This is a genomic window from Brevundimonas sp. ABV4_179 (assembly GCF_056311945.1).
In genome coordinates this window covers 534,591-556,047 of record NZ_CM149976.1, presented here as the reverse complement: position 1 = coordinate 556,047, position 21,457 = coordinate 534,591, and the positions used below count along the sequence as shown (strand labels likewise).

Genomic DNA, 21,457 nt, shown 5'->3' with positions numbered 1-21,457 from the left:
GCCCGCGGCCGGGCGGCAAGCGCCGGGAACATCTGGTCAAGCTTGGGCGTTAGGTTCCCGGTTCAGGCGACAGGGAGACGACGATGGACAATCTGTGGATCGCCGCCCTGAACGCGGCCGACCGCAAGCGGATCGAACCCCATCTGAAGCAGGGCGAGATCACGCGCGGCCAGATGCTGTATGACGCCGGCGAGGCCGTCGACCGGGTGTGGTTCCCGATCAAGGGCGTGGTGTCGCTGATGACCGTTCTGCCCGACGACAAGATGGTGGAGACGGCCGCCATCGGCCGTGAAGGTCTGGTCGGCGTGACATGCGGCCCCTTCAACGCCCGCGCCGCCAGCCGCGCCATCTCCCAGCGCGACGGCCTGGCCGCCTATTGTTCGTCCGAGGTGTTCGGCGAGGCGCTGGACAAGAGCGAAAGCCTGCGTCTGGCCCTGTCGCGGTTCACCGAGGGGCTGATGGCCCAGGTCCAGCAGGCGGCGGCCTGCAACGCCCAGCACCGGCTGGACGAGCGGCTGGCGCGCTGGCTGCTGACGCTGCACGACCGGGCCGAGGACGACCGTTTCGACCTGACCCAGGCCGATATCGCCGGAATGCTGGGCGTGCGGCGCGCCACCGTGTCCGAGGTCGGTTCGGTGCTGGAGGCCAAGTCGCTGATCCAGCGCGGACGGGGCTGGGTCAAGGTTCTGGATCGCGATGGGTTGGAGGCCGCCTCGTGCGGTTGCTACGGCCTGATGCGCGACGTGATGAAGGATCTGGAGCTGCCTCAGCCGGAAGCCGCCTGATCGCCCGTCTGATCGGGTGACGGCGGCGCGGCGACGCGCTAGACGATGCGCATGACCGACGCCTCCTCCCACGGCCCGCATTCGCAGGGTGATCGTTCCTCCTTCGGCTTTCGCGACGTGGATGCGCGCGAAAAGGTGAAGATGGTGCGCGGGGTCTTCGATTCCGTCGCCTCAAACTACGATGTGATGAACGACCTGATGAGCGTGGGCGTCCACCGCATCTGGAAGGACATCGCCGCCGCCAAGCTGAACCCCCGTCCCGGCGAGACCATTCTGGACGTGGCGGGCGGCACCGGCGACATGGCCCGTCGCTACTCGAAGATGGCCCGCGCGGCCCAGGAGCGGCGCGGCGGCGAGGACGCCAATGTCATCGTGCTGGACTACAACGCCGAGATGATCCTGGCCGGGGTCCACAAGGGCGGCGAGCCGGAGATGAGCTGGTCGGTCGGGGACGCGATGAACCTGCCGCTGCCGGACGCTTCGGTGGACGCCTATTCGATCAGCTTCGGCATCCGCAACGTGGCCCATATCGACAAGGCTCTGGCCGAGGCGCGGCGCGTGTTGAGGCCGGGGGGGCGGTTCCTGTGCCTTGAGTTTTCGCGCCCCACGACCACGCCGATCCGCAAGGTCTATGACGCCTGGTCCTTCCACGCCATTCCGCGCATCGGCGGCTGGGTGGCCAAGGATCGTGACAGCTATCAGTATCTGGTCGAGAGCATCCGCCGCTTCCCCGACCAGCAGGCGTTCAAGGGCCTGATCGAGGACGCGGGCTTCCGCCGCGTGTCCGTGACCAATCTGTCGGGCGGAATCGCCGCCATCCACCACGGGTGGGCGATCTGACCGGCCGCATCTATCGCACGGCCCCGCCGCCGCCCGCGACCGTGGCGGTGCAGAACCCGGTCGCCGCCTTCCTGCGGCTGATGGGGTGGCTGTGGGTGCTGGCGCGCCACGACGCCCTGGTCCCGCGCGAAGTCACGCCCTTGCTGCCCGCCTGGACGCGGCCGTTCGCGCGGTTCTTGCAGATGTTTTCCGGCCGCGCCGGACGTCAGGGGCGGCCGGGCCAGAGGCTGGGCAAGGCGTTCGAGCATCTGGGACCGGTGGCGATCAAACTGGGTCAGGTTCTGGCCACGCGCGCGGACATCTTCGGGCTGGAGTTCGCGCGCGACCTGGGGCGTCTGAAGGACGCCCTGCCCCCCTTCCCGGAAGCCGAAGCCCGCCGCGAGATCGAGAAGTCACTAGGTCGGCCGGTCGAAAGCCTGTTCACCGACCTGGGGCCGGCGGTCGCCGCCGCCTCCCTGGCCCAGGCGCACCGCGCCACCCTGGCCGACGGGCGAGCCGTCGCGGTCAAGGTGCTGCGGCCGGGGGTGGAGCGCCGCGTCGCCAATGGGCTGGATTCCATGCGGCTGGCCGCGCGGCTGGTCTGGCGGCTGGTTCCGATGGCGCGCCGGCTGGAGCCGTCCGCCTTTGTCGAGACCATCGCCAACTCGCTGGACCTGGAGCTGGACATGCGGCTGGAGGCCGCCGCCGCCAGCGAGATGGCCGAGGTCATGGCCAAGGACGGGTATATGTCGGCCCCCGCCGTGATCTGGGACGGGGTGGGCAAGCGGGTGCTGACGCTGGAATGGGCGCAAGGCGTGCCCATGACCGACCCTGCCCTGATGGACCTGCCCGGCATCGACAAAGATCAGTTGGCCGACAATGTGGTGCGCGCCTTCCTGGTCCAAGCCTTGGACCACGGCGCCTTCCACGCCGACCTGCACGAGGGCAATCTGTTCGCCAGCGCGCCGGCCCACCTGACGGCCATCGACTTCGGCATTGTCGGGCGGTTGGGACCGGCGGAGCGACGCTATCTGGCGGAAATCCTGTGGGGCTTCATCAGCCGCGACTACGACCGCATCGCCCGCGTCCATTTCGAGGCCGGATACGTTCCCGCCCATCATTCGGTCGAGACCTTCGCCCAGGCCCTGCGCGCGGTGGGCGAGCCGGTGATCGGCCGCGCCGCCAGCCAGGTGTCGATGGGTCGCCTGCTGGGCCAGTTGTTCGAGATCACCGCCCTGTTTGACATGAGCCTGCGGCCTGAACTGATCCTGCTGCAGAAGACCATGGTCTCGGTCGAAGGGGTGGCGCGCCGCCTGCAACCCGACCACGACCTGTGGAAGGCGGCCCAGCCGGTGGTCGAGCGCTGGATCCGACGCGAACTGGGCCCCCAAGCTCAGGCTCGCGACGCCCTGGACGACATGATCGCGGCGGCGCGCGCCATCTCGCGCCTGGTGCAGGAGCCGCCGCGTCCGACCACGGTGGTCATGGAAAAGTCGGGAACTCCGGCTTGGCTGACGGCTTCCGTCACCGTCGCGGTCATCGCGGCCCTGACGGCTTTGGGCCTTTCGCTCTGGCCCTATCTGACCTGACCGGAGCCCTTATCATGACGACGATCCTGACCAAGACCCTGCTGGGCGCCGCCCTGATCCTGACGCCCGCGCCGGCCCTGGCCCAGGCGGCCGCGGCCTCGGTGCCGAACGCCTTCGACCGCCCCGCCCAAACCCAATCCCAGCCGCAGGTCGCCCCCGCGCGCCCGGCGCAGGCTGCGCCGCCGGCGACTTCGGCGACATCGGCCGCCGCGCCGGACATCGCCCGGGCCGAAGAGGCGCTTCGCGGCGTGATCGCCGACGTCCAGGGCGCCGGTTTCGACTATTCCGACTTCACGCCCAATCTGGCGGCCCAAATCCGCCAGCAGGCCGAACAGGTAAGCTCGCTGATCAAGAGCTTCGGCGCGGTGAAGACGGTCGAATACGAACGTCAGGAAGGCGAGGCCCAGAAGTTCAAGGTCACCTTCGACAATCAGGCGACCGAATGGGTGATCGGCTTCGATGCCGACGACAAGATCGCCGCCCTGCTGTTCCGCCCGGCCGAAAGCTGATCCCTCAGGCCTCCGTCGCGGGCGGCGCGTCGTCGTCCGGGATGGGGCCGGTCTGGTGGTACAGGCGCGCCGCCGCGTAGCAGGGCGCCACTGTGCAGGTCTTCATGATCACGCGCGCGGTGTAGGTTCCGTCGGCGGCCGGTCGGATGTTTATGACGGGCGCCGAGTCCGGCAGGGTGTCGCGTTCGACTATCTTGCCGGCCGGATCGACCAGTTCCATGTCCAGGTCCGAGCATTCGGAATCGCATTCGGCGATGATGCGATAGGTCTCGCCGCGTTTGAGGGGCACGGCCCAGGGGTGAACCTGGGTGGGCTGGAGGGCGACCACGATGTCCTGCACGCCCGGCATGGGCGAAAACCCCTTGGCCAGTTCCTTGGCGGCGTCATCCAGATAGTTGCCGGCCACTTCCTCGATCTGCCGCCGATCCTTTTCTGAAAGCGAGACCTGGGGCGTGGCGGCGATGACGGCCTTGTCCTGTTCGGACTGGGCCGGCGCAGGCGCCGGAGCCGCCGGGGCGGGCTCGGCGTCGTCCTTCTTGCGGATTTCGTACTGGCCGCAGGCGCCGAGCGTCCCGGCAACCGCCAGCCCCATCGTCATCGCCCGAAATCGCTGCATCCGCGCCTCTTCCAACCGTTGCCGTAAGGGGTGAACGATAACGCACCGAAGATGTTCCGCGCGCGTCAGTCGTCGTGGCTGGGCCTTCCCCGGCCGGACTTGATGGCGCCGCGGCTGGTCTTGGCCTTCAACCGTCGCTCCTTGGACGCCTTGGTGGGGCGGGTCGGCACGCGAAAGACCGGACGGACCGAGGCGGCGTCCACCATCTCCTGAAGCCGGGCCATGGCGTCGGCGCGGTTGCGCTCCTGGGTGCGGAACCGCACGGCGTTGATCAGGATCACGCCCTCCTGCGTCAGGCGACTGCCCGCCAGCTTCATCAGACGCGTCTTGACCGGCTCGGTCAGGGAGGGCGAGTTTCTGACGTCGAACCGCATCTGGACGGCGGTGGCCACCTTGTTGACGTTCTGCCCCCCCGGACCCCCGGCGCGGTAGAAGTGAAACTCCAGCTCGTCCTCGGGGATGACGGTGGTCATGGGGCGGCCTTGCGCGCCTTGACCACGGCCTGATCCAGCGCCTGAAGGAAACGCGAACGGTCGGCGGCCGAGAAGGGCGGCGGGCCGGACGTCGCCACCCCCATCGACCGCAGATGCTCGCCCACCATCCGCCCAGCCAGGGCCGAGCCGATCGAATCGGGGGTGAAGGGCTGGCCGTTGGATTTCAGCGCCTGGGTGCCTGACTTCAGGCAGCGGTCGGCCAGAGGGATATCGGCGGTGATCACCACATCGCCCACGGTCGCCCGTTCGGCGATCCAGTCGTCGGCGATGTCCGGGCCGGCGTCCACCACCACCTGTTCGATCAGCGCCTCGCGCGGGACCTGCATCCAGGTGTTGGAGACGACATAGGTCTTCAGCCCATAGCGGCGGGCGACGCGATAGACTTCCTCCTTCACGGGACAGGCGTCGGCGTCGATGTAGAGCGTCGTGGGCATGTCGAACGACCTAGCGCGGACTGGGATGGGCGTCACCTGTCCGGCGCATCTTCCCAAGCCCACTCCCACGCCGTCATCCCTGGGACAAGCCTTGGGATGACGGGACGGGAATACATAAAGGGCGGGACCGAAGTCCCGCCTTTTGGTTTCGACCAAGGACGCCCTTAGTTCCGATAGGCCGGCGGCATCGGCGTCTGTTGGCGATAGCGGTCGCGCAGCAACAGCGGGCGGCTGGTCAGCGGTTGTTCGACGCCGTTGACGAAGATGGCCGAGGGCTGGCTCAGCGGCTCCAGCGGATCGCCGGACCAGACCACCACGTCGCCGGCGGCGCCTGGCGCGATCTGGCCGAACTGTCCCGCCATGCCGAAGATCCTGGCGGGATTGACCGTCAGGGCGGCGATGGCGGCCTGATAGGGCAGTCCGTGCGACACCGCATTGCCGGCGTTGTAGCGGGCGTCGCGGGCGCGGTGGGTCGAGCCTTCGTTACCCTTGATGGCGATCAGCACGCCGGCCGCGTTCAGGGCCGCTGCATTCTCCATCCGCGCGGCCCGCATCTCGAAATCGGAGGGCAGGTTGTCGATGGGGTTCAGCAGCACCGGCACGCCGGCCGAGGCGATGTCGCCCGCCACCAGCCAGCCTTCCTCGGCGCCGTCCAGGATCAGCCTGATCCCCTCTTCTCGCGCCAGCCGCAACACCTGCTGGATGTCGGATGCGCGGTGCACGGTGACGATCAGCGGCAGGGTCCCGTTGGCCACCGGGATCAGGGCCTCCAGGTCCGCGCGCGACAGGCTGAGATTGCGCAGGGCCGCCCGGTCGTAGGCGGACTTGTTGCGGGCGTAGAGGCGCACCTCGGCCATCGTCTCCTTGAACAGGACGAACTGGGCGCCGCGCGCGCCGCCGGCGACCGCCGCCCCCGCTTCGCCGAACGGGGCGACCATGGCCACGCGCGGCTTGACTAGGATGTCGGCCCCGCCGCCGGCCAGATTGGGGCCCAGGTTGATGATGGCGGCCTGGCCGGCGAACAGGCCAGGCGTCTGATAGCCGCCGTCGCCGGCGCCGGCCGTCTCGTCCTCATGCACATGACCACCCGAAGAGCCGGGATGCTGGGGCACGACGACGGCGCGGGTGATGCCGCCCAACCGCGCGACCGGCAGGGTGAAGGACCAGGGGTCCAGCCCATAGGAGATGTCGAAGGCGGCGCTGAGCGTATTGGCGCTGTTTCTCAGTTCGTTGGTGCCGCGCACCGATCCGACCTCTGTGCCCGCAAGGCCCGAATCCACGGCCACGAATCCGGGCGCCACGGTCTTGCCGGCCGCGTCGATGACGCGGGCGCCCGATGGGGCGGCGCCGGTGCCGACCGAGACGATCTTGCCGTCGCGCAGGACGACCGTGCCGCTTTCGATCACCGAGGTCCCGGTCAGGATGCGGCCGCCGACGATGGCCACGGTTTCCTGGGCGAAGGCGGGCGCGGCGAGCGCCAGGGCCGCTGCGGCGCCGGCGAGAATGGACGAGAGACGCATCAGCGGGCTCCTTCCCTGACGTTGGCGGCGGTCAGACCGTAGCCGGGCTGGCCCAGTTCGAAGTCGCTGGTCGGCTGATAGGCGGGGTTGGAACGGTCGAAGGTCAGGGCGCCGTCGATGAAGACCTGATCGGCGCGGGCGTAGATGGAGAAGGGATCTGCGCTCCAGATCACCACATCGGCGCGCAGGCCCGGCGTCAGCGACCCGGTCTGATCGGCGATGCCAATGGCCTTGGCGGCGTTGGAGGTGAACCAGCCGATGGCGTGTTCTTCAGAAATGTTCAGCCCGGCGCGGCGGCCTGCCGAAAGGGCGGCGGCGGCCTCCTGGTTCAGGCGCTGGGTCAGCAGGGCGTCGTCGGAGTGGATGACGGCGCACGATCCGGGTTGAGCGTCGACCAGGGCGGCGTTCTCCTCGATGGCGTCCAGCGCCTCCATCTTGAAGCCCCACCAGCCGGTCCACATGGCTGCGCATATGCCGTTCTGGGCCAGTTGCGGCGCCAGTTTGTAGGCCTCGGTGGCGTGGTGGAAGGTGGCGATGCGGTAGCCGAACTCCTTGGCCATATCCATCATCAGCGCCATCTCGTCGGCGCGGTAACAGTGGTTCTGGATCAGGACCGAGCCGTCCAGAACGCCCGCCAGGGTCTCGTTCTGCAGATTGCGGGTCGGGGCCGTTCCCTCGCCGGTCTCATGCCACTTGTCCCACTTGGCCTTGTATTCGCGCGCCGCGATGAAGGCGGCGCGATAGCCGGCCATATTGCCCATGCCGGTCGCGGGGCTCTGGTTCCTGCCGCCATAGACGCGCGACGGGTTCTCGCCGCAGGCCATCTTGACCGTATAGGGGGCGGCCGGGAACTTCATGCCCTGCATGGTGACTGAGGGCACGTTGCGGATGGTCACGCCGCGCCCGCCGAACAGATTGGCCGAGCCGGGCAGGATGTGCATCGTCGTCACGCCCCCGGCGCGGGCGGTGTTGAAGCCGGGATCCTGGGGCCAGAGGGAGTGCTCAGCCCAGACCTGGGCGGTGTTCGGACTGGTCGCCTCGTTGCCGTCGCTCATGCCCTGAACGCCGGGCGAGGGGTAGACCCCCAGGTGGCTGTGCACGTCGATGACGCCGGGGGTGACGTATCGGCCGCGCGCGTCCACGACCTTGTATCCCGCAGGGATGGGGGTAGAGGCGTCGCCGACGGCGGCGATCCTGCCGTCCGTGACCACGACCACGCCGTTGTCGATCTTGCGGTCCGTGCCGGTCAGGACGGTGGCGCCGACCACGGCGAAGTTTTCGCGCGGCAGGGGCCGATAGGTCGAGGGGTAGGGATCCAACGTCGTCGCGGGGTCCAGACCCGCATCCAGGGTGCGATCCCGCGCGGGCTTGGCGGCCGCGTTCTGGTCCGAGGGCCGGCCCGTGGTCGCGCAGGCCGACAGGCCCAGCACCGCGCACGTTATGGCCGCGAGGCTGGCGCCCCGCAGATGATGTCCGATCATCGTTTCCCCTTTTCCCGATGACGCGACAGCCCGACGCGTCTTGCGGCCGTCATAGAAGGGTGTTCGGCCCGCACCGTCAAAAGGTTTTCCGCCTTCGCCGGACGGCTCGCCTAGACGCTTGACGCCGCGACGGCTAACGGCAGGCGCATGAGCGCCGACCTGCCCCCCGAAGACGACAATCCGCATCTGGACCGCCCGCTGCGGTCGTTCGGCCGCATCAAGGCCCGCCCGATCAAGCCGCGTCAGGCGGCGCTGATGGAGACCCTGCTGCCCGCGATCGCCGTACCCGATCCCAAGGCTGGGCCGCTGGACCCCAAGACGATGATGCCCGAGGCGACCGAGGTCTGGCTGGAGATCGGCTTCGGCGGCGGCGAGCATATGGCCGCCCAGGCAGCGACGCGGCCCGACGCCCTGGTCATCGGCTGCGAACCCTTCCTGAACGGCGTGGCCTCGGCTCTGCGGCACGTCGAGGAAGGCGGACTGAAGAATGTCCGCATCCACGCCGACGATGCGCGCGACGTGGTGGACGCCCTGCCGGACGCCTCGGTGGATCGGGTGCTGATCCTGTTCCCCGACCCCTGGCACAAGGCGCGCCACAACAAGCGCCGTCTGTTGCAGGATGAGACCGCCCAGGCCTTCGCCCGCATCCTGAAGCCCGGCGGAACTGTGCGTTTCGTCACCGACTGGCTGGATTACGCCGAATGGGCGCTTGAGCGGTTGGAACGCACGCCCGGCCTGGATCGGATCGGCCCGGCCGACCAGGACTGGTTCGTCCCGCCCACGGATCACGTCGTGACCCGCTATGAAGAAAAGAGGTTGGGCGACACCACGCCGGTCTTCCTTGAGTATCGGCGCGTGTGATCTCCGTCACGATTGACGGACGGCCGTCAGGGCGGACAAGTATCGCCGGTTGAACCGATCAGGGCGTTCAGGAGGGCCGACATGAAGTGGTCTGGCGGTGGGATCCGTCTGTCCGGCCTTTGTCTCAGCGCTTTGTGCGCCCCGGGTCTGTCCCTGATCCTTGTTCTGGTCTGGGCGCTGGCGGGCGCGCTTTTCGATACTGCGTCGCCTGCGAATGAAATCACGGCGTCATTGGGGTTTGCAATCCAGACCCTGGTGGCCCTGGCGGCGCTGATCGCCATGGTGACCCTATGGGGTCTGATCCCATCGTGCCTGTTCGGTGCGATGGGATGCTGGCTGGCCGAGCGCACGCTGCGGTCGGGCGGATGGTGGATGTGGGGTCTGGCCGGTCTGCTCACGGCAGGCGCCTATGTGGTGACGGCCGTCGTCTGCAGTCGTCTGTCTGGCGTTTTCAGCTTCCTGTTTTCACCCTGGCTGTTTCTGATGGAGCAGGGGCGGGCGTATGACGAGGCCCCCGGCTGGCCTTGGGATCCGACACTGGGCGGCGTCGTGGCGGCTATTCTGGCGGCGGGTTTCCTCGCGGGATCCCTCTATTTTCGCCTCAGGCACGGAGGGCGCCCGTCAAAGAGGGCTGACAAGCGCGCTTGAAACCCCTATATGCCCCCTCACATCGTTAGACCGGCGTCCAACGGCGTCGTTCCAAGCGGCGGCCCGGACGGACCGCCGCTTTTGTTTTGGATATTCGACGCTTGCGCGCAAAAACCGCCCAGGACCGCCAACTGCTTGAGCTGATCGACCCCATCGCGGAGTCGCTTGGCCTTGACGTCGTGCGCATCCGCCTGATGTCCGGCGCCAAGCGCCAGCGCCTGCAGATCATGGCCGAGCGTCCGACGGATCACGACATTTCCGTCGAACAATGCGCCAAGCTGAGCCGCGCTGTGTCGGAGGTGTTCGACGCCTCTGATCCCATCCCCGGCGAATATCTGCTGGAGGTGTCGTCGCCCGGCATCGACCGCCCGCTGACCCGTCCCGTCGACTTCGAACTGTTCGAAGGCGAGGAGGCGCGTCTGGAGACCGACCGCATGATCGAGGGCCGCAAGCGGTTCAAGGGCGTGCTGGCCGGGTTTGAGGACGGCAACGTCCTGATCGACTTGGACGGCGAGGAAGACACCGCCCTGATCCCGTTCGACTGGGTCAGCGACGCCAAACTGGTTCTGACCGACGCCCTGATGAAACGGGGCGCCGCCATTCGCGCCGCACGCGGCGAACCTGAAGACGACGGCCTGCCCCAAGATGCGTCTCTGGGCGACGCCGTCGAAGCAACAACCGACACCACGACCCCTTCTGAGGACAACGCCTGATGGCCGTCACCGGTATTTCCGCCAACCGCCTCGAACTGCTGCAGATCGCGGATGCGGTCGCGCGCGAGAAGAACATCGACCGTGAAATCGTCATCGAGGCGATCGAGGAGGCGATCCAGAAGGGCGCCAAGTCGCGTTACGGCGCCCACCACGACATCCGCGCCAAGATCGACCACAAGACCGGCGAACTGTCGCTGACGCGCCACGTCACCATCGTCGCCGACGACTGGATGCCGGAAGACGAACTGGAAGAGTTCAACGACAGCGCCATGGTGCGTCTGCGCGACGCCCAGAAGCGCGACCCCGAAGCCGAGGTCGGCAAGGAATACGTCGAACACCTGCCGCCGTTCGAGTTCGGCCGCGTCCAGACCCAGATGGCCCGCCAGGTCGTGACCGGAAAGGTCCGCGAGGCCGAGCGCGCCAACCAGTACGAAGAGTTCAAGGACCGCGTCGGCGAAATCGTCAACGGCACGGTCAAGCGCGTCGAATACGGCAACACCATCGTCGACCTGGGCCGGGGCGAGGGCGTCATGCGCCGCGACCAGTCCATTCCGCGCGAAGTGTTCAACATCGGCGACCGCATCCGCACCTACATCTACGACGTCCGGCCTGAGGCCAAGGGTCCGCAGGTGATGCTGTCGCGCGCCCATCCGGGCTTCATGGCCAAGCTGTTCGCCCAGGAAGTGCCGGAGGTTTACGACGGCGTGATCGAGATCCGCGCCGCCGCACGTGACAGCGGCTCGCGCGCCAAGATGGCCGTCCTGTCCAACGACAGCTCCATCGACCCGGTCGGCGCCTGCGTCGGCATGCGCGGCTCGCGCGTTCAGGCGGTGGTCGCCGAACTGCAGGGCGAGAAGATCGACATCATCCAGTGGAACCCGGACGAGCCGACCTTCATCGTCAACGCCCTGGCCCCGGCCGAAGTCTCCAAGGTCGTGCTGGACGAAGAAGCCGGCCGCGTGGAAGTGGTCGTGCCGGATGAGCAGCTGTCGCTGGCCATCGGTCGTCGCGGCCAGAACGTCCGTCTGGCCTCGCAGCTGACCGGCTGGCAGATCGACATCATCACCGAAAGCCAGGATTCCGAGCGTCGCCAGCGTGAGTTCGCCGAGCGCACCGCCCTGTTCCAGGAAGCTCTGGACGTGGACGAGGTCATCGCCCAGCTGCTGGTCACCGAAGGCTTCGCCACGGTCGAAGACCTGGCCTATGTCGACGCCTATGAAGTCTCCGAGATCGAAGGCTTCGACGAGGAGACCGCGGAGGAGTTGCAGACCCGCGCCCGCGAATTCCTGGACAAGAAGGCAGCCGAGCTGGACGCCAAGCGCGTCGAACTGGGCGTCGAGGACGCGGTTCTCGACGTGCCGGGCGTGACCCTGGCCATGGCCGTCGCCCTGGGCGAAGGCGGCGTCAAGACGGTCGAGGATCTGGCCGATCTGGCCACCGACGAAATTCGCGGCGGCTATGAGGTCAAGAACGGCGAACGGGTCAAGGTCCCGGGCGTGCTGGAAAGCTTCAACCTGGCCCAGGAAGACGCCGAACTGCTGATCCTGCAGGCCCGCGTCGCCGCCGGCTGGATCGACGCCTCGGAATTGCCGCAGCCCGAGCCGGAAGAGTACGAGGAAGACGGCGACTACGCCGAGGGCGAATACGATCCCGACCAGGTCTTCGGCGATGCGCCGGAAGCCGACGCCGACACGGCCGCCGAGGACGATGCGTCGTCCGACGCCGACCAGTCGCGCGACGCCTGATGAAGGACCTGGCCGTACATGAGCTTGCGCGACGCGACGATCGATAGGGAACGCCGGGACCTGGTTTCGCACCAGGTCATGGATGAATCTCGTCTGATCCGTTTCGTCGCCGGGCCTGACGGCCAGGTGGTTCCCGACCTGGGCAGGAAGCTGCCCGGTCGCGGCCTGTGGGTCGAAGCCAGCCGCGCCTCCGTCGAGGCGGCGGTCAAGAAGAACGGCTTCACCCGCGCCGCCAAGACAAAACTGACCGCCCCGGCCGACCTGGCCGATATCGTCGAACGGCTGCTGGTTAGGCGCTGTCTCGACCTGCTGGGTCTTGCCCGGCGCGAAGGCGTGCTTATATCCGGCTTTGAAAAGTCCGCCGCCAGCATCCGTTCGGGCAAGGCCGCCTGGGTGCTGGAAGCCGCTGACGGTTCGGCTGACGGGCGTGGCAAAATCCTCGCATTGGCCCGCCATCAGACCTGCAAGATCTGCGGCGCATTCACGGCGGACGATTTGAGTTTGGCCCTTGGGCTGGAAAATGCGATACACGCCGTCCTGCTTGCGGGCGGAAGGGCCGATCGGTGGACCATTGAGGTCGAACGACTGGCCGGATTTCGGCCGCTTCGCCCCCCTCACTGGGATATTCCCGGTGGCGAGGACGGATCGGCGGGAGCAACCCCGATAGGGGCGAGCTGAGGATTTTGACGGCCGAGGGCCTGTCTCCAAGGGCGGAGACGGGCTCACGGTCGTTCATGGGTATTGAGACGACGGCGGGCTTTTCCGCCCCTAGTAAAGCGACCGGATGAGCGACGAAAACGACAAGACCAACCAGGGCCAAGGCGCGGGACAAGGCAATGCGGGGGGCACGCCCTCCCAGTCGGGGCCGCGCGCCCCGCTGAGCCTGAAGCCGCGCGCCGCAGGCTCGGTTTCGACGGGCACGGTGAAACAGAGCTTCAGTCACGGGCGCTCCAAGACGGTGGTGGTCGAGACCAAGCGTCGCGCCGGCGCCGGCGGTCCGCAACGGCCGCAGGGCTTCGACGTCGCGCGTCCGCAACAGAGCGCCCAGGCGCCGCGTCCGCAGGGTCAGCGTCCGTCGCAACCCGCCGGAGGGGCTTTGTCGGCCGAAGAGCAGGAAGCGCGCCGCCGCGCCATCGCCCTGGCCACCCAGGCCAACGCCGCCAAGGCTGCGGCCGACGCCGCCGCCAAGGCCGCCGCTGACGCCGCTGCGCGCGAGCAGGCCGCCGCCACCGAACGCGCCGCCCAGGCCGCGCGCGACGAAGCCGCCGCCGCCAAGGCCGCCGCCGAGGCCGCCCGCGCCGAGGCCGCCAAACTGGCCGCCGCCGCGCCTCAGCCCGCCAAGCCCGCCCCCAAGCCTGCTGCTCCGGCTCCGGCTCCGGCGCCGGCTGCGCCCGCGCCGACGACGGCCGCGACCCCGGCGCCCGCCGCTCCGGCCCGTCCGGCCGCCCCTGCGCGCCCGACCGTCAACTTCGGTCAGCGTGTGCCCAAGCCCGGCAATCCGCAACGCGCCCCCGCCGAACGCCCCGCCTTCGGCGGACGCTCGGCCCGTGAGCAGGCGATGGGCGGCGGCGAACGGTCCTATTCGGATCGTCCGCAGTCGAACGAGCGTCCCCAGGGCGATCGCCCGCAAGGCGCCCGGCCCGGCGGCCAACGTCCGCAGGGCGCCAAGCCGGCCGAGCCTGTCCGCTATTCGGCCCTGAACCCCCGTCCCGCCCCCGGCGCCGCCCGTCCAGGCGGCCCGCGCACCGGCCCCGGCGGCCGCGCCGCGCCCAACGCGCCGCCCGCGACGCCGGAAGTGGCCCGTCCGAGCCGCGCGCCCGGCGCCGGCTTCGGTCGTCCGGTCGGCCGCGACGACGATCGCGACAAGCGTTTCTCCGACGCCGGCAAGGCTGTCAGCCGCACGCGCGGCGAGCCCAAGCGCCGTGAAGGCCGCATGACCATCCAGTCGGTGGTCGGCGACGGCGACGCCGCCGAGCGGATGCGCTCGCTGGCCTCGGTGCGCCGCGCCCGTGAACGCGAGAAGGAAAAGCGCAAGGGCGGATCGACCGACGCGCCGAACCGTCCGCGCGAAGTGGTCATTCCCGACGTCATCACCGTGCAGGAGCTGTCCAACCGGATGGCCGTGCGCGGCGTCGACATCATCAAATTCCTGATGCGCCAGGGCATGATGATGAAGATCAACGACGTGATCGATTCCGACACCGCCGAACTGGTGGCCGAGGAGTTCGGCATGGCGGTCAAGCGCGTGTCCGAATCCGACGTTGAAACCGGCTTCCTGGCCGAGGCCGACGACGAGGGCGCCACCGAGACGCGCGCGCCCGTCGTGGCGATCATGGGCCACGTCGATCACGGCAAGACCTCGCTGCTGGACGCCCTGCGCACGACCGACGTCGCGGGCGGCGAAGCCGGCGGCATCACCCAGCACATCGGCGCCTATCAGGTGCGTCTGGAAGACGGCCAGAAGGTCACCTTCCTGGACACGCCTGGCCACGCCGCCTTCTCGGCCATGCGGGCGCGTGGCGCCAATGTGACTGACATCGTGGTGCTTGTGGTCGCCGCCGACGACGGCGTCATGCCCCAGACCATCGAGGCCATTCAGCATGCCAAGGCCGCCGAAGCCCCGCTGATCGTCGCCGTAAACAAGATGGACAAGCCCGGCGCCACCTCGCAGAAGGTCGTGAACGAACTGCTGCAGTACGAGGTCATCGCCGAGAGCCTGGGCGGCGACACCCAGATCATCGAGGTGTCGGCCAAGGAGCGGATGAATCTCGACGGCCTGCTCGAAGCCATCCTGGTTCAGGCCGAGGTCATGGACCTGCGCGCCAACGCCGATCGTTCGGCCGAAGGCGTGGTCATCGAGGCCAAGCTGGACAAGGGTCGCGGCCCTGTCGGCACCGTCCTGGTCAAGCGCGGCACGCTGAAGCGCGGCGACATCGTCGTCGCCGGCGGTTCGTGGGGCAAGGTTCGCGCCCTGTTGAACGAGCGCAACGAGCAGTTGACCGAAGCCGGTCCTTCGGTCCCGGTCGAGATCCTGGGTCTGGACGAGGCTCCGTCTCCCGGCGACGTCTTCGCCGTGGTGGATTCCGAGGCCCGCGCCCGCGAACTGACCGAATATCGTCAGCGCGTGAAGCGTGAGAAGGCTCAGGTTTCGGGCGGCTCGGTTTCGCTGGTCGATATGATGGCCAAGCTGGGCTCCAAGAAGATCAGCGAACTGCCGGTCGTCATCAAGTCCGACGTCCAGGGTTCGGGCGAAGCCATCGCGGCCTCGCTGGAGAAGATGGGCAACGACGAAGTCCGCGCCCGCATCGTCTATTCCGGCGCCGGCGGCATCACCGAGAGCGACGTCAACCTGGCCAAGTCGGCCGGTGCGCCGATCCTGGGCTTCAACGTCCGCGCCTCGAAACAGGCGCGCGACCTGGCCGAGCGCGAAGGCGTGGAGATCCGTTACTATTCGATCATCTACGACCTTCTGGACGACATGAAGGGCGTGCTGTCGGGTATGCTGGCGCCGCTGCAGCGGGAAACCTTCCTGGGCAACGCCGCCGTCCTGCAGGTGTTCGACATCTCCAAGATCGGCAAGATCGCCGGTTGCCGCGTCACCGAAGGCGTCGTGCGCAAGGGCGCCCGCGTCCGCATCATCCGCGAGGATGTGGTGGTGCTGGAGCTGGGCGTGCTCAACACGCTCAAACGCTTCAAGGACGAGGTCAACGAGGTGCCCTCGGGCCAGGAGTGCGGCATGCAGTTCCAGGGCTTCCAGGACATCAAGGAAGGCGACTACATCGAGTGCTTCACGGTCGAAGAGATCAAGCGCACCCTGGACTAGGTCCGGGTTCGCGGCATCGAGAGAGGCAGGCCCGGAACCCAGGTTCCGGGCCTTTTCTTTTGCTGAATCCTGCGCAAGATGCGCGTCGTCGCTCGGGGGATGCTCATGGCCAGACCACATCTGCCGTCGGGCGATTTCTTCGGCGCCGCCGCGCGCACGATCGAGTCCGGCGGCTTTCGTGTCGGGCTGTGGATCGCCAGTCGGCCGCCCGAGGCCGTCGAGGGCCACGTCCATGACGACGCCCATTTCATCCTGGCGCTGGACGGCGGCTATCGCAGCCTGGCCCACGATCCGCTGACGCCAGGGGACGCCGCCTTCGATCCCGGGGCTCTGGTCTGGAACCCTGCCGGGGTCGAACACAACGACTGCTTCGACGTGGCCGGCGGACGGTTCCTGTCGGTCAGTTTCGATCCGCCGAAGGGGGCGCATCGGGGCCGTCCTATGCGTTTGCGCGGTGCGGGCGCCCAGGGGGCGGCGCGGCGGCTGGTCGGGGTCGCAGCTCGCTTTGCGGCAGGGGATGCGGTGGTCATCGAGAGCCTGGCCCTGGACCTGGCGAGCGCGGTTCTGTCGCCCGCCGAACTGGCCGAGGATCCCGCGCCCGAATGGCTGTGGCGCGCCCACGAGGTCCTGCACGATCTGGCCGACAGACCTGGACTGGAGGTGGCGACAGTGGCCCGCATCGTCGGGGTCCATCCTGTTTCCCTGGCGCGCCGCTACCGCCGTCACTTCGGCTGCTCCCCCGCTGCGGCCATCCGCCGGGCGCGCGCAGATCGGGCGGCTGGGCAGATCGCGCGCGGCCGGAACCTGGCCGAGTTGGCCGTGGGCGCAGGTTATGCCGATCAGAGCCATCTGACCCGCGAGTTCGGTCTGATCTACGGGCTGACGCCAGCGCGCTATCGCGCGTTGTTCGCCTAGAGCGGAATCGGTTTCATCTGTTCAAGACGACCGCCATCGTCAGATGAGATTGCGGGCCGCTTCACTCCCTAAAGGATCGTCATGCGTAACCTGTTTCTCGCGACCCTCGGGTTCGTGTTCGCCGCTGCTCCCGCCCTTGCGGAACCGAACTGGCCCGTCGCCCAACCGGAAACCCAGCAGGTGTCGGCCGAAGGTCTGGCGACGATGGATGCGGCCGTCCGCGCCGGAAGCTTCCAGAAGATCACCAGCATCCTGATCGCACGCCACGGACGTCTGGTGCACGAGGTCTATTTCGACGCGGCGGGACGCGAAGGACGGCGCAACACTCGATCCGTGACCAAGACGGTGACCGCCATGCTGGTCGGCGCCGCCATTGCGCGGGGCGACATCGCCGGGATCGACGCTCCCGTCCTGCCCTTTGTCGCGGACCACGGGCCGTTCGACAATCCCGATCCGCGCAAGGCGGCGATGACCATCGAAGACCTGTTGACCATGAGCTCACTGCTGGAATGCGACGACGACAACTCATTCTCGCGCGGCAACGAGGAGCGGATGTATCTGATCGAGGATTGGGTGAAGTTCGCCATGGACCTGCCGGTGCGCGGCTTTCCCGACTGGATCCCGCGTCCCGAAAACCAGCCCTATGGCCGGGCCTTCTCCTACTGCACCGCGGGGGTGACGACCCTGGGCGCCGTGGTCCAGTCGGCGACCGGCAGGCCATTGCAGGATTTCGCCCGCGACGCTCTGTTCGGACCCCTGGGGATCGAGGGTGAGCGCTGGCAGATATCGCCGACCGGCCTGGCTCAGGGCGGTGGCGGCCTGGGACTGCGCAGCCGCGATCTGTTGACCCTCGGCCAGCTTCTGTTGAACCAGGGGCGGTGGGAAGGTCGTCAGGTCCTGCCTGAGGTCTGGACCCGGGCCATGACCACGCCCCACGCCAACGTCGATCCGCAAAAGGGCGACTATGGCTATCTGATCTGGTTGCCGACCCATTCGGTCGCGGGCGCGCCGCATCCCGCCTGGACTATGTCGGGCATGGGTGGAAACAAGGTCGCGATCATTCCCGATCTGGACGCGGTGGTGGTTGTGACGACCGAGAACTTCAACGTCCGCAATCCGCACGGTCTGGCCGATACGCTGATCACCGACCATGTGTTGGCGGCGATGAAATAGGGCGTTCGTTCGCGCTTCGTCAGTGGACGGGGCCGGTCGTTGGCGAAGGCGGGGCGTTCATCGCCGCAAGTCAAGTGGCGGCGCGGCGGGGGCGTCGGCAGGGTTTGGTCATCGAGAGCCGGCCGTCGGTTCTCACCCGATCAGGACGCCGCATATGAAAACCCTCGCCGCCATCACCCCGACCCTGGCCCTGCTGGTCGCCGCCGTCGCCTCGCCGGCCCCGGCCGCCGATCTGACGATCCAGTTTCCCGCCGCCGCCCATCAGGGAAAGATCATGGTCGCCCTGTATGACAGCGCGGCCGGCTATGGCGGGCAAGGCGCGCCGGCCAAGGCGGCCATGGTGGATGCGGCGGCTGGTCAGACCAGTGTCACCTTCGACAGCCTGCCCGACGGCGACTACGCCGTGCGCGCCTTTCACGACCTGAACGGCGACGGCAAGATGAACACCAATCCCTTCGGCATGCCGACCGAGCCCTTCGCCTTCTCCAACAATGCGGTGGGCAACATGGGGCCGGCCGGCTGGGACCGCGCCCGCTTCGCCCTGACCGATGAGGCCGTCCAGTCCATCGATCTCAAATAAGCGCCCGCAGACATCGCCGAAGCCGGAAAGCCGACCATGACCCCCTCCCGCCGTTCCTTCCTGATGGGCGCCGCCGCCCTGTCCGCCGCCGTGGCCACGCCCGAGGTTGTTCGGGCCGCCGCCGCCCTCGACGCCGCCGCCGGCGCCGACTGGGCCGTGGCCACCGCCGACGTCGCCGCGGACTTGCCGCGCCAGGCGATGCGCCTGATCCACGGCCGCGCGCCGGCGGGCCTGGCGGGCGCCCTCTATCGCAATGGGCCCGCCAAATTCCGGCGGCCGGGCGGCTCGGCCACCCATTGGTTCGACGGTGACGGCATGATGCGCGCCTTCCGCATCCAGGACGGCCAGGCGACGCTGGAGGCCCGGTTCGCCGATACGCCCAAGCGTCGCACCGAGACCGACCTTGACTCCGTGGTCACGCCCGGCTTCGGCACCAGGGGCGATGCGCGCGCGCGCATCGGCTCCAACGACGACGCCAATGCGGCCAACACCGCCGTCATGGTCGCCGGCGACCGCATCTGGGCGTTGTGGGAGGCGGGCTCGCCCCTGGCCATGAGCGCCTCGGACCTGTCGACGCAAGGGTTCGTCACCTTGCGCGACGATCTGAAGGGCATGCCGTTCCAGGCCCATCCGCGCTATGGCCGGGACGGTTCGATCTGGAACGTGGGGCTGGCAGGCGACCGGGCCGTGATCTGGCGGCTGAACCCAGACCGCAGCCTGAACGACGCCCAGGTCATCGCCTTGCCGCGCGCCAGCTATATGCACGACTTCACCGCCACCGATCGCCACATCATCTTGGTGCTTCAGCCTTGGGTGTTCGAAACCCACGCGATGCCGGTGATCTCGGGGCTGGCGTGGCGGCCCGAGATGGGGACGCAGGTGATGGTGCTGGACAAGGACGACCTGTCCAGCCGCCGCATCTATGATCTGCCCGGCTTCTTCCACTTCCATCTGGGCGACGCCTGGGCCGAGCGGGACGGAACGATCCGCTTCGACGTGGCGGCCAGCCGCGATCCGCGTTTCGCCGTGGACGGGGCGCGGGTGCTGGTCGAGGGGCGCGGCGTCGTGCCGGGAGATCCGGCCAAGCTGGCGCTGATCACCCTTTATCCAGACGGTCGGGCCGACATGAACGACAGCGCCGTCGTCGGCGAATTCCCCAAGGCCGATCCCCGTCGCGCGGGTTTGCGGCGCAGCCTTACCGCCCATACGTCGGGCGAGACGCGGGGCCGGCCCCTGCCGACCGGCCTGGCTGTCCATGACTGGGACAGCGGACGCTCGCACGCCTTCGAGTTCGGCCTTGATCAGGTGGTTGAGGAGGCGGTCTTCGTGCCCAAGCCGGGGGCGAGCGCCGAACGTGACGCCTGGCTGGTCGGGCCGTCGGTCAATCTTCGCGACGGCCGCACCGAACTGCACGTCTTCGACGTAGCGCGAATCGAGGATGGGCCGGTGGCGACCTGGCAGGCGGACGCGGTCCTGCCGGCGGGCTTCCATGGCGTCTGGGCCGGGTGAAGGCGGCGCGGCACAACCCTTGCGCGCCTTCACGGTTCGAAAAGGCTGATGTGCCAAGGTGACGCCATGACCCCCGTTCAGACGCCCGCAGATCTCCGACCGATCACCGCCCTGCGGTTCGGCGCCGCCATCTGGGTGGCCATCTACACCTTCTGGGAAAACCTGGCCGGGGCGGGCCCGTCGAACCTGGTCGGCAAGGGCTATCTGGGGGTGGAGCTGTTCTTTGTCCTGTCCGGCTTCATCCTGTCACACGTCTATCTCCAGGCGGCGGGCGAGAAGCGGTTTTCCTATCGGGGCTTCCTGTGGGCGCGGGTGGCGCGAGTCTATCCCTTGCACCTGTTCACCCTGATCGGGGTGGGTGTTTTGGCGACCGTGGCCATGGCTGCGGGCATGGGCGTGGACCCGAACGTGCGGAACTGGGCGGCTCTGCCGGCCAACCTGCTGATGCTCCATGCCTGGGGACTGGCGCCTGTGGCGGGGTGGAACCATCCGTCCTGGTCCATCTCGGCGGAGTGGTTCGCCTATCTGTGCTTCCCGCTCTTCGCCTTCGTGTTCTGGCGGCTGCGGGCGCGGCCGGTCGCGGCGGCCCTGGGCGCCGCCGCCTTCATGGTCATCTTGTATTTCGGGTTCCACCAGGTCGCGGGCTTTTCCCTGACCGAGGCGACCATCCAGTGGGGCGCGTTGCGGATCGTGCCGTGCTTCGCCCTCGGCTGCGCCCTGTATCTGGTCTATCGTCGCGCCCCGCTGAAGGCGCCGTGGCTGTGTTCGGCCGTATCCTTCGGTCTGATGATCCTCAGCGCGGCACTGGGTCTATGGGACGGCGTAACCGTGCTGTTGTCCGGCGCCTTGATCCTATCGCTGGCCTCTCTGCCGAACGAACGGGCCGGGTGGCTGGCGTCCAGGCCCGCCGTCTATCTGGGTGAGATCAGCTATTCAGTCTATATGGTCTGCGTGCCTTGGAAGCTGCTTTCGGTCGGGCTGGCCGCCAAGCTGTTCGATGCGCCGGACAAGCAGTTTCAAATTTTCGTGTGGTTGGGCGTCGTGGCGCTGCTGCCGGTCGCTGCGGCGGTATCCTACCATCTGGTCGAACGCCCGGCGCGCAAGGCTTTGCGCGGATTGGCCGAAAAGAAAGCCCACAGCGCAATCCACAGACTGCCGCACGGCGATATGCCGAAACAACTTGCTACGGGCCGTGATCCCATGGCCTAAAGGGCGCCTCATAGACGGGTCGGGATACCCTAGG

The 21,457-nt window shown here is 68.2% G+C and carries 20 protein-coding genes; 15 read left to right on the top strand and 5 right to left on the bottom strand.

The features are described 5' to 3' along the window. Window positions 1-83: 83 nt before the first annotated feature. The 4 genes from ACYX4P_RS02675 to ACYX4P_RS02660 all read left to right on the top strand — a co-directional run bounded on the left by ACYX4P_RS02675 (window position 84) and on the right by ACYX4P_RS02660 (window position 3,702). Window positions 84-785, top strand: a complete 702-nt coding sequence (locus ACYX4P_RS02675; RefSeq protein ID WP_248119860.1) for a Crp/Fnr family transcriptional regulator — start codon at window positions 84-86, stop codon at window positions 783-785. A gap of 51 nt (window positions 786-836) precedes the next feature. Next, window positions 837-1,625, top strand: coding sequence for a class I SAM-dependent methyltransferase (locus ACYX4P_RS02670; protein WP_248119862.1), 789 nt, complete (start codon window positions 837-839; stop codon window positions 1,623-1,625). 80 nt (window positions 1,626-1,705) lie between these two features. Continuing rightward, entirely contained in the window at window positions 1,706-3,193 is a 1,488-nt protein-coding gene (ubiB, locus tag ACYX4P_RS02665) for a 2-polyprenylphenol 6-hydroxylase (protein WP_248120213.1), read from the top strand. Window positions 3,194-3,207: 14 nt separating this feature from the next. Then, entirely contained in the window at window positions 3,208-3,702 is a 495-nt protein-coding gene (locus tag ACYX4P_RS02660) for a hypothetical protein (protein WP_248119864.1), read from the top strand. Window positions 3,703-3,706: 4 nt separating this feature from the next. Here ACYX4P_RS02660 and ACYX4P_RS02655 read toward each other — a convergent pair whose 3' ends face one another. The 5 genes from ACYX4P_RS02655 to ACYX4P_RS02635 form a co-directional block, all read right to left on the bottom strand. Further along, complete coding sequence (locus ACYX4P_RS02655; RefSeq protein ID WP_248119866.1) at window positions 3,707-4,318, bottom strand: PPC domain-containing protein; 612 nt, start codon at window positions 4,316-4,318, stop codon at window positions 3,707-3,709. A gap of 65 nt (window positions 4,319-4,383) precedes the next feature. Beyond that, complete coding sequence (gene arfB, locus ACYX4P_RS02650; RefSeq protein WP_248119869.1) at window positions 4,384-4,791, bottom strand: alternative ribosome rescue aminoacyl-tRNA hydrolase ArfB; 408 nt, start codon at window positions 4,789-4,791, stop codon at window positions 4,384-4,386. Continuing rightward, window positions 4,788-5,246, bottom strand: a complete 459-nt coding sequence (locus ACYX4P_RS02645) for a YaiI/YqxD family protein (protein WP_248119871.1) — start codon at window positions 5,244-5,246, stop codon at window positions 4,788-4,790. The genes arfB and ACYX4P_RS02645 overlap by 4 nt, the downstream gene beginning before the upstream one ends. 164 nt (window positions 5,247-5,410) lie before the next feature. After that, the gene (locus tag ACYX4P_RS02640) at window positions 5,411-6,766 is read right to left on the bottom strand and encodes an amidohydrolase family protein (RefSeq protein WP_248119874.1); all 1,356 of its coding nucleotides are present in this window, start codon (window positions 6,764-6,766) and stop codon (window positions 5,411-5,413) included. After that, on the bottom strand, window positions 6,766-8,247 hold the full coding sequence (locus tag ACYX4P_RS02635) for an amidohydrolase (protein WP_248119877.1): 1,482 nt from the start codon (window positions 8,245-8,247) through the stop codon (window positions 6,766-6,768). Before ACYX4P_RS02635 ends, ACYX4P_RS02640 begins: the two co-directional genes overlap by 1 nt. Before the next feature lie 147 nt (window positions 8,248-8,394). On the opposite strand from ACYX4P_RS02635, the gene trmB reads away from it, so the two are divergent. The 11 genes from trmB (at window position 8,395) to ACYX4P_RS02580 (ending at window position 21,423) form a co-directional block, all read left to right on the top strand. Further along, window positions 8,395-9,108, top strand: a complete 714-nt coding sequence (gene trmB / locus ACYX4P_RS02630) for a tRNA (guanosine(46)-N7)-methyltransferase TrmB (protein WP_248119879.1) — start codon at window positions 8,395-8,397, stop codon at window positions 9,106-9,108. Window positions 9,109-9,189: 81 nt separating this feature from the next. Then, window positions 9,190-9,756 (top strand): hypothetical protein, encoded by a 567-nt coding sequence (locus ACYX4P_RS02625; RefSeq protein ID WP_248119881.1) that lies wholly within the window; start codon window positions 9,190-9,192, stop codon window positions 9,754-9,756. Between the two features lie 101 nt (window positions 9,757-9,857). After that, a complete protein-coding gene (rimP, locus tag ACYX4P_RS02620) occupies window positions 9,858-10,469 on the top strand; it encodes a ribosome maturation factor RimP (RefSeq protein ID WP_248119883.1) in 612 nt (203 codons plus the stop codon). Next, window positions 10,469-12,214, top strand: coding sequence for a transcription termination factor NusA (gene nusA, locus ACYX4P_RS02615; protein WP_248119884.1), 1,746 nt, complete (start codon window positions 10,469-10,471; stop codon window positions 12,212-12,214). The genes rimP and nusA overlap by 1 nt, the downstream gene beginning before the upstream one ends. Before the next feature lie 18 nt (window positions 12,215-12,232). Beyond that, the gene (locus ACYX4P_RS02610; protein ID WP_248119886.1) at window positions 12,233-12,892 is read left to right on the top strand and encodes an RNA-binding protein; all 660 of its coding nucleotides are present in this window, start codon (window positions 12,233-12,235) and stop codon (window positions 12,890-12,892) included. A gap of 106 nt (window positions 12,893-12,998) precedes the next feature. Further along, entirely contained in the window at window positions 12,999-16,037 is a 3,039-nt protein-coding gene (infB, locus tag ACYX4P_RS02605; protein ID WP_248119888.1) for a translation initiation factor IF-2, read from the top strand. 105 nt (window positions 16,038-16,142) lie between these two features. Then, complete coding sequence (locus ACYX4P_RS02600) at window positions 16,143-16,952, top strand: helix-turn-helix domain-containing protein (RefSeq protein WP_292049439.1); 810 nt, start codon at window positions 16,143-16,145, stop codon at window positions 16,950-16,952. Between the two features lie 81 nt (window positions 16,953-17,033). Beyond that, a complete protein-coding gene (locus ACYX4P_RS02595; protein WP_248119892.1) occupies window positions 17,034-18,125 on the top strand; it encodes a serine hydrolase domain-containing protein in 1,092 nt (363 codons plus the stop codon). Window positions 18,126-18,279: 154 nt separating this feature from the next. Next, window positions 18,280-18,705 (top strand): DUF2141 domain-containing protein, encoded by a 426-nt coding sequence (locus ACYX4P_RS02590; protein WP_248119894.1) that lies wholly within the window; start codon window positions 18,280-18,282, stop codon window positions 18,703-18,705. A 36-nt stretch (window positions 18,706-18,741) separates the two neighbouring features. Further along, the gene (locus ACYX4P_RS02585) at window positions 18,742-20,214 is read left to right on the top strand and encodes a carotenoid oxygenase family protein (RefSeq protein ID WP_292075183.1); all 1,473 of its coding nucleotides are present in this window, start codon (window positions 18,742-18,744) and stop codon (window positions 20,212-20,214) included. A 66-nt stretch (window positions 20,215-20,280) separates the two neighbouring features. Further along, window positions 20,281-21,423, top strand: a complete 1,143-nt coding sequence (locus ACYX4P_RS02580; protein WP_248119903.1) for an acyltransferase family protein — start codon at window positions 20,281-20,283, stop codon at window positions 21,421-21,423. Window positions 21,424-21,457: the final 34 nt, after the last annotated feature.

Excerpts from the sequence above, each read along its gene's own strand:
- ACYX4P_RS02675 (WP_248119860.1), top strand. The coding sequence starts at position 84 with ATGGACAATCTGTGGATCGCCGCCCTGAACGCGGCCGACCGCAAGCGG.
- ACYX4P_RS02670 (WP_248119862.1), top strand. The coding sequence starts at position 837 with ATGACCGACGCCTCCTCCCACGGCCCGCATTCGCAGGGTGATCGTTCC.
- ubiB (WP_248120213.1), top strand. The coding sequence starts at position 1,706 with ATGGGGTGGCTGTGGGTGCTGGCGCGCCACGACGCCCTGGTCCCGCGC.
- ACYX4P_RS02660 (WP_248119864.1), top strand. The coding sequence starts at position 3,208 with ATGACGACGATCCTGACCAAGACCCTGCTGGGCGCCGCCCTGATCCTG.
- ACYX4P_RS02655 (WP_248119866.1), bottom strand. The coding sequence starts at position 4,318 with ATGCAGCGATTTCGGGCGATGACGATGGGGCTGGCGGTTGCCGGGACG.
- arfB (WP_248119869.1), bottom strand. The coding sequence starts at position 4,791 with ATGACCACCGTCATCCCCGAGGACGAGCTGGAGTTTCACTTCTACCGC.
- ACYX4P_RS02645 (WP_248119871.1), bottom strand. The coding sequence starts at position 5,246 with ATGCCCACGACGCTCTACATCGACGCCGACGCCTGTCCCGTGAAGGAG.
- ACYX4P_RS02640 (WP_248119874.1), bottom strand. The coding sequence starts at position 6,766 with ATGCGTCTCTCGTCCATTCTCGCCGGCGCCGCAGCGGCCCTGGCGCTC.
- ACYX4P_RS02635 (WP_248119877.1), bottom strand. The coding sequence starts at position 8,247 with ATGATCGGACATCATCTGCGGGGCGCCAGCCTCGCGGCCATAACGTGC.
- trmB (WP_248119879.1), top strand. The coding sequence starts at position 8,395 with ATGAGCGCCGACCTGCCCCCCGAAGACGACAATCCGCATCTGGACCGC.
- ACYX4P_RS02625 (WP_248119881.1), top strand. The coding sequence starts at position 9,190 with ATGAAGTGGTCTGGCGGTGGGATCCGTCTGTCCGGCCTTTGTCTCAGC.
- nusA (WP_248119884.1), top strand. The coding sequence starts at position 10,469 with ATGGCCGTCACCGGTATTTCCGCCAACCGCCTCGAACTGCTGCAGATC.
- ACYX4P_RS02610 (WP_248119886.1), top strand. The coding sequence starts at position 12,233 with ATGAGCTTGCGCGACGCGACGATCGATAGGGAACGCCGGGACCTGGTT.
- infB (WP_248119888.1), top strand. The coding sequence starts at position 12,999 with ATGAGCGACGAAAACGACAAGACCAACCAGGGCCAAGGCGCGGGACAA.
- ACYX4P_RS02600 (WP_292049439.1), top strand. The coding sequence starts at position 16,143 with ATGGCCAGACCACATCTGCCGTCGGGCGATTTCTTCGGCGCCGCCGCG.
- ACYX4P_RS02595 (WP_248119892.1), top strand. The coding sequence starts at position 17,034 with ATGCGTAACCTGTTTCTCGCGACCCTCGGGTTCGTGTTCGCCGCTGCT.
- ACYX4P_RS02590 (WP_248119894.1), top strand. The coding sequence starts at position 18,280 with ATGAAAACCCTCGCCGCCATCACCCCGACCCTGGCCCTGCTGGTCGCC.
- ACYX4P_RS02585 (WP_292075183.1), top strand. The coding sequence starts at position 18,742 with ATGACCCCCTCCCGCCGTTCCTTCCTGATGGGCGCCGCCGCCCTGTCC.
- ACYX4P_RS02580 (WP_248119903.1), top strand. The coding sequence starts at position 20,281 with ATGACCCCCGTTCAGACGCCCGCAGATCTCCGACCGATCACCGCCCTG.